16 protein-coding genes are annotated in these 15,730 nt (G+C 65.8%); 9 read left to right on the top strand and 7 right to left on the bottom strand.

Annotated features, from left to right (window positions below):
* Positions 1-44 precede the first annotated feature (44 nt).
* The gene (locus tag BRAS3843_RS30025) at positions 45-473 is read left to right on the top strand and encodes a GFA family protein (RefSeq protein ID WP_008972924.1); all 429 of its coding nucleotides are present in this window, start codon (positions 45-47) and stop codon (positions 471-473) included.
* 19 nt (positions 474-492) lie between these two features.
* On the opposite strand, the gene hutU is transcribed toward BRAS3843_RS30025, so the two are convergent.
* Genes hutU through hutI form a run of 3 tightly spaced genes read right to left on the bottom strand, consistent with a single transcriptional unit; the run spans position 493 to position 4,939 of the window.
* Positions 493-2,163: a urocanate hydratase gene (gene hutU / locus BRAS3843_RS30020; RefSeq protein WP_008972923.1), complete on the bottom strand. Its 1,671-nt coding sequence runs from the start codon at positions 2,161-2,163 to the stop codon at positions 493-495.
* A 17-nt stretch (positions 2,164-2,180) separates the two neighbouring features.
* Entirely contained in the window at positions 2,181-3,728 is a 1,548-nt protein-coding gene (gene hutH, locus BRAS3843_RS30015; RefSeq protein ID WP_008972922.1) for a histidine ammonia-lyase, read from the bottom strand.
* A complete protein-coding gene (hutI, locus tag BRAS3843_RS30010; protein ID WP_008972921.1) occupies positions 3,725-4,939 on the bottom strand; it encodes an imidazolonepropionase in 1,215 nt (404 codons plus the stop codon). The genes hutH and hutI overlap by 4 nt, the downstream gene beginning before the upstream one ends.
* 87 nt (positions 4,940-5,026) lie before the next feature.
* On the opposite strand from hutI, the gene BRAS3843_RS30005 reads away from it, so the two are divergent.
* The 5 genes from BRAS3843_RS30005 (at position 5,027) to BRAS3843_RS29985 (ending at position 9,899) form a co-directional block, all read left to right on the top strand.
* The gene (locus BRAS3843_RS30005; protein ID WP_008972920.1) at positions 5,027-6,385 is read left to right on the top strand and encodes a formimidoylglutamate deiminase; all 1,359 of its coding nucleotides are present in this window, start codon (positions 5,027-5,029) and stop codon (positions 6,383-6,385) included.
* Positions 6,382-7,125 (top strand): histidine utilization repressor, encoded by a 744-nt coding sequence (gene hutC, locus BRAS3843_RS30000; RefSeq protein ID WP_008972919.1) that lies wholly within the window; start codon positions 6,382-6,384, stop codon positions 7,123-7,125. The genes BRAS3843_RS30005 and hutC overlap by 4 nt, the downstream gene beginning before the upstream one ends.
* Before the next feature lie 116 nt (positions 7,126-7,241).
* Positions 7,242-8,198, top strand: a complete 957-nt coding sequence (locus BRAS3843_RS29995; protein ID WP_008972918.1) for an ABC transporter substrate-binding protein — start codon at positions 7,242-7,244, stop codon at positions 8,196-8,198.
* Between the two features lie 145 nt (positions 8,199-8,343).
* Positions 8,344-9,117 carry an ABC transporter permease gene (locus BRAS3843_RS29990; RefSeq protein ID WP_085967049.1) on the top strand — a complete coding sequence of 258 codons (774 nt, stop codon included), beginning with the start codon at positions 8,344-8,346 and terminating at the stop codon, positions 9,115-9,117.
* On the top strand, positions 9,114-9,899 hold the full coding sequence (locus BRAS3843_RS29985; RefSeq protein ID WP_008972916.1) for an ABC transporter ATP-binding protein: 786 nt from the start codon (positions 9,114-9,116) through the stop codon (positions 9,897-9,899). Before BRAS3843_RS29990 ends, BRAS3843_RS29985 begins: the two co-directional genes overlap by 4 nt.
* A 37-nt stretch (positions 9,900-9,936) precedes the next feature.
* Here the strand turns inward: BRAS3843_RS29985 and BRAS3843_RS29980 are convergent, their stop codons facing one another.
* Together BRAS3843_RS29980 and BRAS3843_RS29975 are read right to left on the bottom strand one after the other, a co-directional pair.
* Positions 9,937-10,182, bottom strand: coding sequence for a hypothetical protein (locus BRAS3843_RS29980; RefSeq protein WP_008972915.1), 246 nt, complete (start codon positions 10,180-10,182; stop codon positions 9,937-9,939).
* Between the two features lie 64 nt (positions 10,183-10,246).
* Positions 10,247-11,008: a DUF899 domain-containing protein gene (locus BRAS3843_RS29975; RefSeq protein ID WP_035983285.1), complete on the bottom strand. Its 762-nt coding sequence runs from the start codon at positions 11,006-11,008 to the stop codon at positions 10,247-10,249.
* An 84-nt stretch (positions 11,009-11,092) separates the two neighbouring features.
* Between BRAS3843_RS29975 and BRAS3843_RS29970 the strand changes: the two genes are divergently transcribed.
* Entirely contained in the window at positions 11,093-12,313 is a 1,221-nt protein-coding gene (locus tag BRAS3843_RS29970; protein WP_008972913.1) for a hypothetical protein, read from the top strand.
* Between the two features lie 33 nt (positions 12,314-12,346).
* Complete coding sequence (locus tag BRAS3843_RS29965) at positions 12,347-12,985, top strand: PQQ-binding-like beta-propeller repeat protein (protein WP_008972912.1); 639 nt, start codon at positions 12,347-12,349, stop codon at positions 12,983-12,985.
* 197 nt (positions 12,986-13,182) lie between these two features.
* Here BRAS3843_RS29965 and BRAS3843_RS29960 read toward each other — a convergent pair whose 3' ends face one another.
* Positions 13,183-14,274, bottom strand: a complete 1,092-nt coding sequence (locus BRAS3843_RS29960; RefSeq protein WP_085967048.1) for a hypothetical protein — start codon at positions 14,272-14,274, stop codon at positions 13,183-13,185.
* A 233-nt stretch (positions 14,275-14,507) separates the two neighbouring features.
* Here BRAS3843_RS29960 and BRAS3843_RS29955 point away from each other — a divergent pair, with 233 nt between their 5' ends.
* On the top strand, positions 14,508-15,323 hold the full coding sequence (locus BRAS3843_RS29955) for a sugar phosphate isomerase/epimerase family protein (protein ID WP_008972910.1): 816 nt from the start codon (positions 14,508-14,510) through the stop codon (positions 15,321-15,323).
* 42 nt (positions 15,324-15,365) lie between these two features.
* On the opposite strand, the gene BRAS3843_RS29950 is transcribed toward BRAS3843_RS29955, so the two are convergent.
* Positions 15,366-15,730, bottom strand: a 365-nt coding sequence (locus BRAS3843_RS29950; RefSeq protein ID WP_035983281.1) for a DUF3459 domain-containing protein, incomplete at its 5' end; no start/stop codon positions are given.

The following is a 15,730-nucleotide window of genomic DNA, read 5'->3' as shown; positions in this document are numbered from 1 at the left end:
CCGTGCTAGGATCGGTGCAGCGCGGACCTTCGTAGGGCATCATGATGACTGACGCGGCACGGCCTCCATCACGCCGCCTGACGGGTCGGTGCCTCTGCGGCACCGTTTGCTATCAGGTCGCGGACGCCTTCGAATATGCCATGAACTGTCATTGCAGCGACTGTCGGCGGGCGACTGGATCAGCGTTCAAGCCCTTTGCCGGCATCCGGCGCGAACATCTCGCGATCGCGGCAGGGGCCGACGCCACCTTGATCTACGGCGATGCTTCCGCCGCGCATGACGTGCACTGCCGGCGCTGCGGATCCCTGCTCTTCTCCGTCGTCCGCGACGGTGCCTATGCCCATGTCACCATGGGCACGCTGGTCGATGCCCCGAGCATCCGTCCGTCGATGCACATGTTCGTCGTTTCAAAGGCGCCGTGGCACGACATCACAGACGACCTGCCCCAGCACGCACGCTTTCCGGGCGAATGACCACCCGCAGGCCATTGCATCACGCGCCCAGACTCGGCAGATCGAGCTCCTTCTCGCGCGCACATGCGATCGCCTCGTCGTAGCCTGCGTCGGCATGACGCATGACGCCGCTGGCCGGATCGTTCCAGAGCACGCGCTCCAGCCGTTGCTTGGCATCTGGCGTGCCATCGGCCACGATCACCATGCCGGCATGCTGGGAATAGCCGATGCCCACGCCGCCGCCATGATGCAGCGACACCCAGGTCGCGCCGCTTGCGCAATTCAGGAGCGCGTTGAGCAGCGGCCAGTCGGATACCGCATCCGAGCCGTCGCGCATCGCCTCGGTCTCGCGGTTCGGGCTCGCGACCGAGCCACTATCGAGATGATCGCGGCCGATCACGATCGGCGCCTTCAGTTCGCCTCGTGCCACCATCTCGTTGAAGGCGACACCCAGACGATGGCGATCGCCGAGCCCGACCCAGCAGATCCGCGCCGGCACGCCCTGGAACTTGATGCGTGACTTCGCCATGTCGAGCCAATTGTGCAGGTGCTTGTTCTCGGGCAACAGCTCCTTCACCTTGGCGTCGGTCTTGAAGATGTCCTCGGGATCGCCCGAGAGTGCGGCCCAGCGGAACGGGCCGATGCCGCGGCAGAACAGCGGCCTGATATAGGCCGGGACAAAGCCGGGAAAATCGAAAGCGTTGGCAAGGCCCATGTCCTTGGCCATCTGGCGGATGTTGTTGCCATAGTCGAGCGTCGGCACGCCGCGGCTGTGAAAGTCCAGCATCGCCTGGACGTGCCCGACCATCGACGTCTTTGCCGCCAGTTCGACCGCCTTGGGATCGCTGGCGCGTTTGGCCTCCCACTGCGCGAGAGTCCAGCCTTTCGGCAGATACCCGTTGATCGGATCATGTGCGCTGGTCTGGTCGGTCACGACGTCCGGCCGCACGCCGCGACGGACGAGTTCGGGGAAGATCTCCGCGGCGTTGCCGAGCAGGCCGACCGAGACCGGCTTCTTGGTCTTTGCAGCCTCGGCCATCAGCGCCAGAGCCTCGTCGAGCGTGGCCGCCTGACGGTCGAGATAGCCGGTGCGCAGCCGCATCTCGATGCGGCTCGGCTGGCACTCGACCGCCAGCATCGAGGCGCCCGCCATGGTCGCGGCGAGCGGCTGCGCGCCGCCCATGCCGCCGAGGCCGGCGGTGAGAATCCACTTGCCGGCGAGATCGCCGCCATAATGTCGGCGGCCGACCTCGACGAAGGTCTCGTAGGTGCCCTGCACGATGCCCTGGCTGCCGATATAGATCCAGGAGCCCGCGGTCATCTGGCCGTACATCATCAGGCCGAGTTTATCGAGCGCGTTGAAATGATCGAGCGTCGCCCAATGCGGCACGATGTTCGAATTCGCGATCAGCACGCGCGGTGCGTCCGGATGGGTGCGGAAGATGCCGACCGGCTTGCCTGACTGCACCACCAGGGTCTGGTCGGCCTCGAGCCTCCGCAAGGAAGCAACGATGCGATCAAAACTCTCCCAGTCGCGCGCGGCGCGGCCGATGCCGCCATAGACGATCAGCTCGCTCGGCTTCTCGGCGACATCGGGATCGAGATTGTTCATGAGCATGCGCAGCGGCGCTTCGGTCAGCCAGCTCTTGGCGCTGATCTCGCTGCCAACAGGTGCGCGGATCACCCGCTCATTGTCGAGGCGTCGGTTCATGACAAAAATCCCTCTCATCAAAGCTTGGGGAACGGGTCGCGGCCGAGCGCGCGGGCCGCAGCAGCCAGTAAGGCACAGCTTGCGACCAGTGCGCCGGCCTTGGCGATATCGTCGGCCATGTAGCGATCGCTGCCGAGCGGCGGCACCTTGGCGCGCAAGGCAGCGATGACGGCGGCGAGCGCAGCGCTCGTTGCATGCGGCGCGCGCAGCTCGATTCCTTGGGCCGCGACCAGAAGCTCGATGCCGAGGATCTGCGCGAGATTGTCGCACATGTCGAGCAATCGTCGCGCGGCATGCGCGGCGATCGAGACATGATCTTCCTGGTTGGCGCTGGTCGGCGTGGAATCGATCGAGCACGGCAGCGCGCGCTGCTTGTTCTCGGCGAACAGCGCCGCCGCCGTGACCTCGGCGATCATGAAGCCGGAATTGAGCCCGGGTTCCGAAGTGAGGAACGGCGGCAGGCCGAAATTGAGCGCAGGGTCCACCAGCGTCGCGATCCGGCGCTCGCTGATGGCGCCGATCTCGGACAATGCCAGCGCGATCTGATCCGCTGCGAAGGCCACCGGCTCGGCGTGAAAATTGCCGCCGGAAACGATCTCGCCGGTGTCGACCAGCACCAGTGGATTGTCGGTGACGGCGTTGGCTTCGCCGACAAGCGTGCGCGCGGCCTGCGCAAAGACGTCGAGTGCGGCGCCGGTCACCTGCGGCTGACAGCGCAGGCAATACGGATCCTGCACGCGCTCGTCGCCCTCGAGATGCGACATGCGGATGGCGCTGCCGTTCAACAGCTCTGTCAGGATCGCGCCCGCGGCGATCTGCCCGGCATGCCCGCGCAGCGCCTGGATCTCGGGCCGGAATGGCGCGGTCGAGGCCATCGCCGCATCGACCGACAGCGCGCCCGTAACCAGTGCCGCACACCCGAGATCATGCGCGCGGATAAGGCCTGCGATCGCATAGGCGGTCGAGAACTGGGTGCCGTTGATCAGCGCCAGCCCCTCCTTCGGCCCGAGCGTGAGCGGCGACAACCCCGCGGCGGCCAACGCCTCGCGCCCCGAAACGATCCGGCCATCGACGATGGCTTGGCCCTCGCCGATCATCACCGCCGCCATATGCGCAAGCGGCGCAAGATCGCCGGAGGCGCCGACCGACCCCTGCTGCGGCACCAGCGGATAGACGCCCCGCGCCAGCATCGCCTGCAATTGTTCGATGATGGCACGACGCACGCCGGAGGCGCCGCGGCCGAGCGAGACGATCTTCAGCGCCATCATCAGCCGCACGATCGGCTCGGGTGTCGGTGCGCCGACGCCACAGCAATGCGACAGGATCAGGTTGCGCTGGAGAGCCGTGGTCTGATCGGACGGAATCCGCTTGGACGCCAGCTTGCCGAAACCCGTATTGATTCCGTAGATGGGCTCACGGCCCTGCGCGGCCTCGGTCACGATCGCGGCCGCTGCGTCGACAGCCGGCCAAGATGACGGGTCGAGCTCGATGCTCGCACCAGCGACGAGCACCGGCACGAGCTCACTGAAGCTGACGCGGCCCGGCGTCACAATGATGGCTGTCATTGCCCTCTCCACACCCGGCGCTGCAGCGGATTGAAGCCGATGCGATAGACCAGCTCGGCGGGACGGCCGATGTCCCAGATCGCGAGATCGCACCACTTGCCGGCTTCGAGCGTCCCGGTCTCACCGAGCAGGCCGAGCGCGCGCGCTCCCTCCCGCGTCACGCCGGCCAGGCATTCGTCGACCGTCATCCGGAACAAGGTCGCCGCCATGTTCACGACGAGCAGCAGCGAGGTGAGCGGCGAGGTGCCGGGATTGCAGTCGGTCGCGAGCGCCAGTCGCACGCCGTGCGCACGGAACAGATCGATGGACGGCCTGTGCGTCTCGCGAATGAAATAGTAGGCACCGGGCAACAGCACGGCCACGGTTCCGGCCCGGGCCATTGCCGCCGCGCTGTCGGCATCGGTATGTTCGAGATGGTCGGCCGAGAGCGCGCCGAAATCCGCCGCCAGCTTGGCGCCGCCGAGATTGGACAATTGGTCCGCATGCAGTTTGACCGGCAGGCCCAGCGCCTTCGCCGCGCGGAAGACGCGCGCGGTCTGTGTGCCGGAAAAGGCGATACCTTCCATGAACGCATCGACGGCATCGGCAAGCCCCGCGCTGGCGACAGCGGGCAGCATCTCCTGGCAGACGAGATCGATGTAGCGGTCCTTGTCGCCGCCGGCCTCTGCAGGCAAGGCGTGCGCGCCGAGGAAGGTGGTGCGGATCGCAACTGCCCGCTCGTTCGCGAGCGCACGAGCAGCCGCGAGCTGGCGCAGCTCCGTCTCCGTGTTCAGCCCATAACCGGACTTGATCTCGATCGTGGTGACGCCTTCACCGAGCAGCGCATCAAGCCGCGGCAGCGCGGCGGCAATTAGTTCGGCCTCGCTCGCCGCGCGCGTCGCCGCAACGGTGGAGACGATGCCGCCGCCGGCGCGGGCGATCTCCTCATAGCTCGCGCCCTTCAGCCGCAGCTCGAACTCATGCGCGCGGTCGCCGCCATAGACGAGGTGCGTGTGGCAATCGATGAGACCGGGCGTGATCCAGCGTCCCTCACAATCGATCCGCTCCGGCGCATCGGCATCGACCGGGAAATCTGCACGCGCGCCGGCAAAGGCGATGCGCCCCTCACGCGCCGCGATCACCCCGTTCTCGACCAGTCCGAGCCCGGGCAGATCTTCCCGCAAGGTCGCGAGCCGCGCATTGTGCCAGATCCGATCGAAACGCTCGGCCATGCTGCCTCCCGGGATCACGAAAGCTTGACGGGGCCATATGTCTATACATAATCTCGCCTCGACCGATCTGTCCAGCGGGCTTCGACAATGGCGTCCTTGCACTTCGCATCCGCACTGCTCCCTTCGGGCTGGGCCGATGACGTGCAGCTCACGGTGACCGATGGTCTCATCATGGGCGTGACGGTTGGCGCGGCGCCGGGCGGCAATGATGAACGGCACGCGCTGGCGATCCCTGGTATCGCCAGCCTGCACAGCCATGCATTCCAGCGCGGCATGGCGGGATTGGCCGAACTGCGCGGCGAGTCCACCGATACGTTCTGGACCTGGCGTGAGACGATGTATTGCTTCGCGCTCGCGATGACCCCAGACGATGTCGCCGACGTCGCGACGCTGCTCTATGTCGAGATGCTGGAGCGCGGCTTCACCCGCGTCGGCGAATTCCATTATCTGCATCACGACCGCGACGGCAGTCCCTACGCCGACATTGCGGAGATGGCGACCCGGATCGCGAGCGCGGCGCAGACATCCGGGATCGGCCTGACCCTGTTGCCGAGCTTCTACGCGCATGGCGGATTCGGCGGCGCTGCGCCGCATGAGGGTCAACGCCGCTTCATCTGCAACGTCGATCAGTTCGCAAAGCTGCTCGCGGCATCGCGCCAGGCCATCAGTGCGATGCCGGGCACCAATATCGGCATTGCGCCGCATAGCCTGCGCGCCGTTGCCCCCGATGAGCTGAAGACGCTTCTCCCGCTCGCCGAAGGGGGCCCGATCCACATCCATACTGCGGAGCAGGTGAAGGAGGTCGAAGACTCTCTGGCCTGGTCGGGCCAGCGGCCTGTCGCATGGCTGCTCGATAATGCCGACATCGACGGGCGCTGGTGCCTGATCCATGCCACCCATATGACGCCTGATGAGACGACTACTCTGGCCGCGCGCGGCGCGGTCGCCGGTCTGTGCCCGGTCACCGAAGCCAGCCTCGGCGACGGCATCTTCCCGGCGCGGGACTTTCTCGCGGCCGGCGGGCGTTTCGGCATCGGCAGCGACTCCAACGTGCTTATCGGCATCACCGACGAATTGCGCCAGCTCGAATATGCCCAGCGGCTGACGCATCGCGAACGCAACGTGCTCGCCGGCGGCTCCGCGCGTTCGACAGGGCGCGCGCTGTTCGATCAGGCGCTCGCCGGCGGCGCGCAAGCGCTGGCGCAAACCTGTGTCGGACTGCAGGTCGGCGCGCGCGCCGACATTGTCACGCTGGACATGACGCACCCCTCGCTCGCCGCCCGCAAGGGCGACGCGATCCTCGACGGCTGGATTTTCGCGACATCGAACGACGCCATTGATTGCGTCTGGGCCGGTGGCACCAAGCTGGTCGAACGCGGCCGCCACCGGCTGCGCGACACGGCGCGCGCGGCTTTCAATGAGACCATCCGGAGGCTGGTCGCATGAGCCTTGCGGCAAGCCGCGGCAGGCCGGAATCGTCGGGCCGGCCGACGCTGTACAAGCAGATCCGGCTCGACATTGAGCGGCGGATCCTGACCGGCGAATGGCCGCCCGGGCACCGCATTCCGTTCGAGCACGAGATCATGGCGCGCTACCGCTGCTCGCGCATGACCGTCAACAAGGCGCTGTCCGAGCTTGCCCAGGCCGACCTGATCGAACGCCGCCGGCGCGCCGGCACCTTCGTACGCCGGCCGCAATATCTGTCGGCGGTGTTGAAGACCCCCGACATCCGCGCCGAGATCACCACGCTCGGCCGCGCTTACGGCTATGAGCTGATCAGCCGCGCACGGCGTAGCGCGAATGCAGGCGACCGCGAGCGATTGGGCGTCAAGGGAGCGCGCAAGGTAATTGCGATCACCTGCCGTCATAACGCTGACGGCGTGCCGTTCGCGCTCGAGGACCGCTTGATCGATCTTGAAGCGGTGCCCGGCGCGGCGAGTGCGGATTTCGCGGCGGATCCGCCGGGCTCGTGGCTGCTGCATCATGTGCCCTGGACCGAGGCCGAGCACGCGATCAGCGCCATCGTCGCCGACAAGCCGACGGCAGGGGCGCTCGATATCGCAACCGGCGCGGCCTGCCTCGTCATCGAGCGCCACACCTGGCGCAAGGCGCGGCCGATCACCGCGGTGCGGCTGATCTATCCCGGCGAGTCGCACCGGCTCGTCGCGCGCTTCAAAGGGAGCTGAGAGGAGACGATGCGGACCACCCTCCAGCACGAGACTTGCAAGCACGTTTTGCAGATTGTGCGAACGCCGCACATGGACCAACGGACGACACACTCAACCAGCAAAGGACGACGATGATGCGCAGCTTCGGGGCCCTCGCGATATCGGCCGCTCTGGCCACCACCCTCCTGGCCTCTGCACCCGCTTATGCCGACGACGTGAAAGTCGGCGTCGGCATTTCCGGATGGACCGGCTTTGCGCCGCTGACGCTGGCGAAGGAAGCCGGCATCTTCAAGAAGAACGGCCTCGACGTCACCTTGAAGAAGATCCCGCAGAAGGATCGCCATCTGGCGATCGCCTCGGGCGACATCCAGTGCGCAGCGACGACCGTCGAGACCTGGATTTCCTGGAACGCCAACGGAGTCGCCACCAAGCAGATCTTCCAGCTCGACAAGAGCTACGGCGCCGACGGCATGGCCGTGCGCAACGACATCGCCGCGATCAAGGACCTTAAAGGCAAGCAGGTCGCGGCCTCCGCGCCCGGCACCGCGCCCTATTTCACGCTGGCCTGGATGCTCAAGAAGAACGGCCTCTCGGTCAAGGACGTGACGGTGGTGAACCTGGAGCCCGCAGCAGCGGCGCAGGCCTTCGTCTCCGGCCAGAACGACGCGGCGATGACCTACGAGCCGTATCTGTCGACGGTGCGCGCCGCCCCCGACAAGGGCAAGATCATCGCCACCACGCTCGACTATCCCATGGTCATGGACACGTTCGGCTGCACGCCGAAATTCCTCGCCGAGAATCCGAAGGCGGCCAAGGCGCTGGCCGACAGCTATTTCGAGGCGCTCGACGTGATCGCCAAGGACCAGGCCAAGGCCTACGAGATCATGGGCGCCGACGTCAAACAATCGGCCGAGCAGTTCGGGAATTCGGCGAAATATCTGCGCTGGCAGGACAAGGCCGCCAACCAGAAGTTCTTCGAGACCGAGTTCAAGAGCTTCAACAAGGACGCGGCCGAGCTCCTGCTCGAGATCGGCATCATCAAGCAGGCGCCTGATCTCAACGACATCTACGACGCGAGCTTCATCAAGTAGGACGCGTCGTGACGAATCCGTAGGATGGGTAGAGCGAAGCGAAACCCATCAATTCAGCCTTGCAGCGATGGTTTCGCGAACGGGTCGGACGATCCGACCTGTTCGCTCTACCCATCCTACACATTGAGAAAGCCCTTCTCTCGTGATCCGTCCTCTCGATCCCGTCAGCACGACCTCCCGCACGGTGCTCGGCCTTGCCTTCTTCGTGCTGTTCGTCCTCGTATGGGCGCTGGCGACGTTCGGCGGCTATGTGCCGAAGACCTTCCTCGCCGATCCCCTGACGATGCTGCACGAGGGCTGGGACCTGCTCGCGAAATATGGCTTCGTGTTCGATATCGGCATGACGATCTGGCGCGTGGTCGGCGGCTTCGTGCTGGCCGCGGCCATCGCAGTGCCGATCGGGGTCCTGATGGGCGCCTACAAGCCGATCGAGGCGTTCCTGGAGCCGTTCGTCTCCTTCGCGCGCTATCTGCCGGCGTCCGCCTTCATTCCACTCTTGATCCTGTGGGCTGGGATCGGCGAATTGCAGAAGCTCCTGATCATCTTCATCGGCTCGGTGTTCCAGATCATCCTGATGATCACGGTCGCGGTCGGCAACACCCGGCGCGATCTGGTCGAAGCCGCCTATACGCTCGGCGCCAGCGACCGCGGCATCATCGGCCGCGTGCTGCTGCCGTCAGCCGCGCCGGAGATCGCCGAAATCCTTCGGCTGGTGCTGGGCTGGGCCTGGACCTATGTGATCGTCGCCGAACTGATCGGATCGTCGTCCGGCATCGGCCACATGATCACCGACAGCCAGGCGCTGCTCAACACCGGCCAGATCATCTTCGGCATCATCGTGATCGGCCTGATCGGGCTGATCTCGGACTTCCTGTTCAAGGCGTTCAACGCCTGGCTGTTCCCGTGGAAGCTCGCATGACCATGCTTCGCATCGCGCAGGTCTCGCGCACCTTCCCGGCCCGCGCCGGTCATGCACCAACCCGCGCGCTGGAGCCGATCGATCTTGCGATCGGCGACAATGATTTCGTCACCATCCTAGGTCCCTCCGGCTGCGGCAAGTCGACGCTGCTGCGCATCGTGGCCGGGCTCGACCGACCGACGTCCGGCCGCGTGCTGCTCGACGGCCGCGAGGTAACCGGCCCCGGCGCCGATCGCGGCATGGTGTTCCAGTCCTACACGTTGTTCCCCTGGCTCACCGTGCGCGACAACATCGCTTTCGGCCTCCGCGAACGCGGGGTGCCAGACACCGAGCGTGGCAAGATCGCCGATCGCTTCATCCAGCAGATCGGATTGAGCGGATTTGCCAACCACTGGCCGAAACAGCTCTCCGGCGGCATGCAGCAGCGCACCGCGATCGCGCGCGCGCTCGCCAACGATCCGAAAATCCTGCTGCTCGACGAGCCGTTCGGCGCGCTCGACAACCAGACCCGCGTCCTGATGCAGGAAATGCTGCTCGGCATCTGGGAACGCGACCGCAAGACGGTGCTGTTCGTGACCCACGACATCGAGGAAGCGATCTTCCTCGGCAGTCGTGTGCTGGTGATGAGCGCGCGGCCCGGGCGGATCAAGGCCGACATCAAGATCGAGCTGCCGCATCCGCGCTCCTACAAGGTCAAGACCTCGGCCGAATTCGTCGCCCTCAAGGAACGGTTGGTGGAAGAGATCCGGGCCGAGGCGTTGAAGGTCGTGGCCGAGGCCTGAGCTTCGGCGCACGACGGAACGGCCCGGTGCCGCTGCTTCATGGCAGGTAGCGCTCCGCAGCCGTCATCAAGCGCCGGCCGATCCGCCATCGGTCCAACAGCCTGAGCCAGGGCCCGAGATGGAAGACGCTCATCAGCACGTACATCAGCAACATCGGATTCATCGTCATTCCTTGTCCTGCGGTTGTGCAGAGCGGGTCCGGCATGCCGGTGCTGAGCACGCCGCTCGCCAGCGCCATGAACGCGAAGGTCGGAGCGGCCGCGAGGCTCAGCCAATCGGCCACGCCGGGAGTTGCTCTGTCTCTTAATGGCGATTGCTTCATCGATCGGCCGCCTCTGTCTGCGTTATCAGTGCGCGCCATACTCGTCGTGACGGCGCCACCACATGCCGCTCTCGTTGCGTCCCTTGGGCGCCCGATCGAGCCATTGATAGCTGCCCCACAGCCCGTCGAGGCCGCGCGCATAGGCTGAATAGGTGTGGTAGATGACGCCATCTTCGCACACGAACGCGCTCATGCCGGGACGGTCGCGCATGAAGGTCGCGCCATCGGTTCCGCAAGTGGACGCAACCTGCGCCGCCTTAGGCGGCACATCGGCCGCGCTGCGGGCGGGGCTCGGCTGATAATTATATTCGGTGCCGCCCTTGCGCTGCTGGTCCTCGGTGATCGAGACGTTGAAGTCGAAATTGAAATCGCTGCCGGCCGAGGAGGCCCAGGGAAAGGTCCAGCCCATCCGCTTCTTATAGGTTTTGAGCTTGGCCAGCGGCGCACGCGAGACCGCCCACAGCATCACGTCGTGATGGGCGAGATGCACCGCGAAGCCGTTGAAGCCGTCGGCGATCATCGAGCAAGAGGGGCAGCCGGCAGCAAAGTCCGGGCCGAACATGAAATGGTAGACCAGGAGCTGCGAGCATCCGTTGAAGAGGTCCGGCAGCGAGGCCGGCCCCTCGTCGGTGTCGAAGCGATAGTCCTTGTCGACGCGCACCCAGGGCAGCGCCTGCCGCCGCTGCGCCAGCGCATCGCTCTGCCGCGTCAGTTCCTTCTCGGCCTGCAGCAGCTCCAATCGAGCGGCCAGCCAGTCTTCGCGTGTTCCGGTCGGATGAGAGGTCATGGTGTGATCCTTTGCGTGTTGACCGCGAGCTAGACTAGGATCGGTCCCTACAGGGGTGAGAGTTACAAGTGTGGCGGGATTTGCATGGACTCGCTGATTACGGCTGCGGCGCTGGCGCTGGCTTCGGGTGATGCGCTCGGCGCGCTGAACCGGGTGGCCCTGCGCGAGGATGCGCCCGCGCTGGCGCTGCGCGGCATTGCCATGGCGCGGCTCGGTGATTTCGTGCGCGCCAAGGCGTTGCTGCGGCGTGCAGCGGGCGCATTCGGCCCGAGCGAGGCGGTGGCGCGCGCCCGCTGCATCGTCGCCGAAGCCGAAATCGCGCTGGCCTCGCGCGACCTGCGCTGGCCGACCAAGGCGCTGGAGGCGGCGCGGGCGACGCTCGACAGGCATGGCGACCGGCTGAACGCCGCGCATGCACGCAGCCTCGAGATCCGCCGGCTGCTCCTGATCGGCCAGCTCGACGAGGCCGAGCAGCGCCTCGCCGCGCTCGATCCGGGACCGCTGCCGCCGGCATCGCGGGCGGTCTACGAATTGATCGTCGCAGGGCTGGCGATGCGGCGCCTGCAGACCAAGGCCGCACGCGCCGCGCTCGAACGTGCCGAGCACGCGGCACGGCGTGCCGGCATCCAAGAACTGATCGCCGAGATCGAACAGGCGTCGCGCGCCTTGACCGCGCCCGCGGCACGGTTGATCTCGCGCGACGGGGAACAGCTGTTGCAGCTTGCCGACGTCGAAGCGCTGCTCCGCTCCGATGCATTCGTCGTCGATGCCTGCCGTCTGACCATGCGTCACGGCCGCCTGGTGGTCCCGCTTGCCCGGCGGCCGGTGCTGTTTTCGCTTGCCCGCGCGCTGGCCGAGGCATGGCCGGGCGACGTGCCGCGCGGCACGCTGATCGCGCAGGCGTTCCGCGGCAAGGAAGCGGATGAATCGCATCGCGCGCGGCTGCGCGTCGAAATCGGACGGCTGCGACAGGCCATGCAGCCGCTGGCCGAGGTGACCGCGACCAAGGCAGGCTTTGCGCTTTTGCCGATCCGCGCGCAGGAGGTGGTGGTGCTGACGCAGCCGATCGAAGATGAGCATGCGGCCGTCCTGGCCTGTCTTGCCGATGGCGAGGCCTGGTCGAGCTCCGGCCTGTCGCTTGCGCTCGGTGCCAGCCAGCGCACCGTGCAGCGGGCGCTTGACGAGCTGCTGCTCGCCGGAAAGGTGCAGGCGTTCGGGCGCGGACCCGCCCGGCGCTGGACCTGCCCGCTGCTGCCGGGATTCGCGACTACCTTGTTACTCCCGGCGTCGCTGCCGAGCGAATAGGCTTTCTGCATTGCAGACGACAGGAGCGGACAGATGAAGCGAAGCGCAGCGGAGATCGTCAGAGAATATGGTCCGTTCGCGGATACCAGGCAGGTCGGCGGCGTCACCTATGACGGGCAGAAGGTCTGGTTCGCAGCCGGCGAGACATTGAGGGCGTTCGATCCGGCCGATGGCACGGTGCAGCGTTCGCTCGACGTCCCCGCGCATGCCGGGACCGCGTTCGACGGCCGGCATCTGTTTCAGCTCGCCGAAAACCGCATCCAGAAGATCGATCCCGCGAGCGGCAAGGTGCTGGCGACGATTCCGGCGCCGGGTGGTGGCGGCGACTCCGGCATGGCCTGGGCGGAAGGAACGCTCTGGGTCGGCGTCTATCGCGAGCGCAAGATCCACCAGATCGATCCCGATACGGGCAAGATCCTGCGCACCATTCCCTGCACCCGCTTCGTCACCGGCGTGACCTGGGTCGACGGCGAACTCTGGCACGGCAGCTGGGAAGATGAGGCCGGCGCGTTGCGCCGCATCGATCCGCAGAGCGGCGAAGTGCTCGAACAGCTCGACATGCCCGAGGGCATCACGGTGTCCGGGCTGGAGTCCGACGGCGGCGACCAGTTCTATTGCGGCGGCGGCAGCAGCGGCAAGGTGCGCGCGGTGCGGCGGCCGAGGCGCAAATAGGGTGCAAGGTCAGCAGCTCGAGAATCTTTTTCTCGGTTCATCCTTCGAAACGCATCGCGCCGCGATGCTCCTCGGGATGAGGCCCGCTTCGCAGCGAGCTCATATATGGACCCTCACGGTGACGAGGCGTGAAGCGCCGTCTCGAACCATGAGGCCTCCGCGACACGACAACAATGCAGCAGGCCTCGCCCACTCCTCTACTGCGCGATCGAGGTGTATGCCGCCTTGCGGAAGGCGGCATTGGCCTCATCACGCTGCGGCCCCTGCGCCTGTTGGCCCAACGCCTTGGTCGGCGTGATCACGGAGAAGAGAACGAAGCCGCCGGCCTTGCGCGGGAAGATGAAGTACTCGGTGATGTCAGACTTCTCGCTGTCCTCGCATGACGACATGCCGCGGAACACGACCTGGCTGTCGACCAGCTCGCTGTTGCGTGCGGAGATGAACTTGCCTTTGCAGTCCCGCGCATCGTTGCCGACGATGATGGCGGCGACCTCCAGTCCGTCGACATTGGGCTCGGGCGGCACGATCCGAACGAAACCGGTGGCGTTGTCGGCCTTCCAGGCCACCCCGCCCGGCATCAACCACACCGGCTTTTCGCCGCCACCCAGGATCGACGGATGTGACAGCGCTGCCTTGAGGATGAAATTCGAGGCGATCTGCATCGCCTCCAACTGCAATTCAGCTGAAGCGCCCTGCGGCCTGGACGGCTTCGCATTCGCCGTCGCGGTGACCGGCGGCGGAGCCGGCTGATGCGGCACGGCGGCGGCGCGCGTGACGCCCGCCATGAAATTGGTCGCAGCCGCAAGGCCGCCTTGATTGACCGTCTTGGCACAATAGACCAGCGCAGGCAGCATCACCGCGGTGCCGTCAAGGGTGAACTGAAACAGATTGCCTTGCGCAAAGGCCGACATGGTTTTGGCCGCTCGAAAGCTCTTGACCAGCGCGGAGTCGACCGGCATCGGCACTGCGACCATATTGGTCGAGAACACGGTGCCGTCCACATTGAAGGTGTTGCGGCCGTCGAAGCTCAGCACGATCGGGAATTTCTGTCCTGGTGTCAGTGTCCAGCTCGGATGGATGAAGGCCAGCGCCCATTCATAGGTCTTGGACACCACGACGCTGAAGGTGATGCCGCTCTTGTAGCTAGCGCTCGCGATGCAGCTGGTGAACGCGCCGGTCTTGTCGTCGGTATAGGCGCCGCCCGACCAGCCCGCGGCCGAAATCGAGCCGTAAGGACCGCGCGCTTGAGCGGGCGACACCAGCGCCACCACCAGCACGAACAACAACATCGCAAGTCCAGCCCGCACGGCAGCCCCCATTTCCAACACGAAATTACCGCATTCTTGCAAAAACCTCGCCTACGTCAAGTAGCGGGACCGACAATCTCACTACTCCAAGGATGCTTGCTTCAAACGTGCTGGCTTGATAGGTCGCGGCCATCTCCGCCCCCTCTTCACCGGACCGTCATCAAACCGGGCTAGCGCTCACGCCTGTCGCAGACGATGGCCAAGGAATCCACGACATGTCCGAATCGCTGCTCGTGCTCGGCGCTGCGCTCTCCATCAAATCCATCCCCGCGCATCGCGACTGGCTGCTGGAACGCCAGCGCGATCTCGAGATCCAGGATTTTTCCCGCGCCGAAGTGCTCGATAGCGACTGGCGCGCGATCGCTTGCGACATCAAGGCCATGCTGGACGGCCACACCGGGCGGCGCGGCATCCACGGCCCGTTCTGGGGATTCAAGATCGACAGCCATGATCCCTTGATCCGCCGCGCCGTGACCAAGCGCCTGCTGCAGGGGCTCGAAGTCGCCGAGTTCCTCGGCGCGACGCATATGGTGATCCACTCGCCCTACACGACCTGGGACTACAACAATCTCGATAGCGAGAACCGCGAAGGCCTGATCGAGCGCGTTCGTGCGACGCTTGGCGACGTGATCGCGCGCGCCGAGCAGGCTGGCTGCGAGATCGTGATCGAGAACATCGAGGACAAGGATCCCAAGGATCGCGTCCATCTGGCCAAGGCGCTCGGCAGCGCCAAGGTGCGGGTCTCGCTTGACACCGGTCATGCCAACTATGCGCATCATTCAACCGGGGCACCGCCGGTCGACCATTATGTCGATGCAGCTGGCGACATGCTGGCGCATGTGCATCTGCAGGACACCGATGGCTATGGCGACCGCCATTGGGCGCCGGGCGAGGGCAATATCCCCTGGGCCGCGGTGTTTCGTGCGCTCGGCCAGCTGACCTCTAAGCCCCGTCTGATCCTTGAGCTGCGCAACCACGACCATGTCCGCGCCGGTGCTGCGCATCTGAAGGCCCTCGGCCTCGCCGAATAGAGCCGCAACGACGATCCTGGCTGCGGCGCGCTGGCTGCGCCTTCAGCCTGACGTGTGGCGCCGGGCGACAATCAAACCTTCATTCGCCTGCAACTGAACCGGGCCATTCAGCGCATGCCGCTGTTGGTGGCGATCGGTCGAGAGCAGACAGGTCGCTGGGCCTTCGCACTCCCAGCGCCGCGGTTCGTTGACCAGATTGAGAACGATAACGAGTTCATCCCGGCCCAGCACGCGGAGATAAGTCAGGAGATCGTTGCGCGCCCGCAGCGGAATATAGTCGCCTGAGGTCAGGCATGGTGTCCGCCGTCGCAGCGCGATCAGCTCGCGATAGAGGTTCAGCAACGAATTGGGATCGTCCTGCTGCTCCGCGACATTGCAGCGGGCCTCACCAAGCGGCAGCCACGGCT

This window comes from Bradyrhizobium sp. STM 3843, assembly GCF_000239815.1.
In the GTDB taxonomy this organism is placed as follows: domain Bacteria; phylum Pseudomonadota; class Alphaproteobacteria; order Rhizobiales; family Xanthobacteraceae; genus Bradyrhizobium.
Note: the sequence above shows the minus strand (reverse complement) of the source record. Positions and strands in the feature narration are given on the sequence as shown.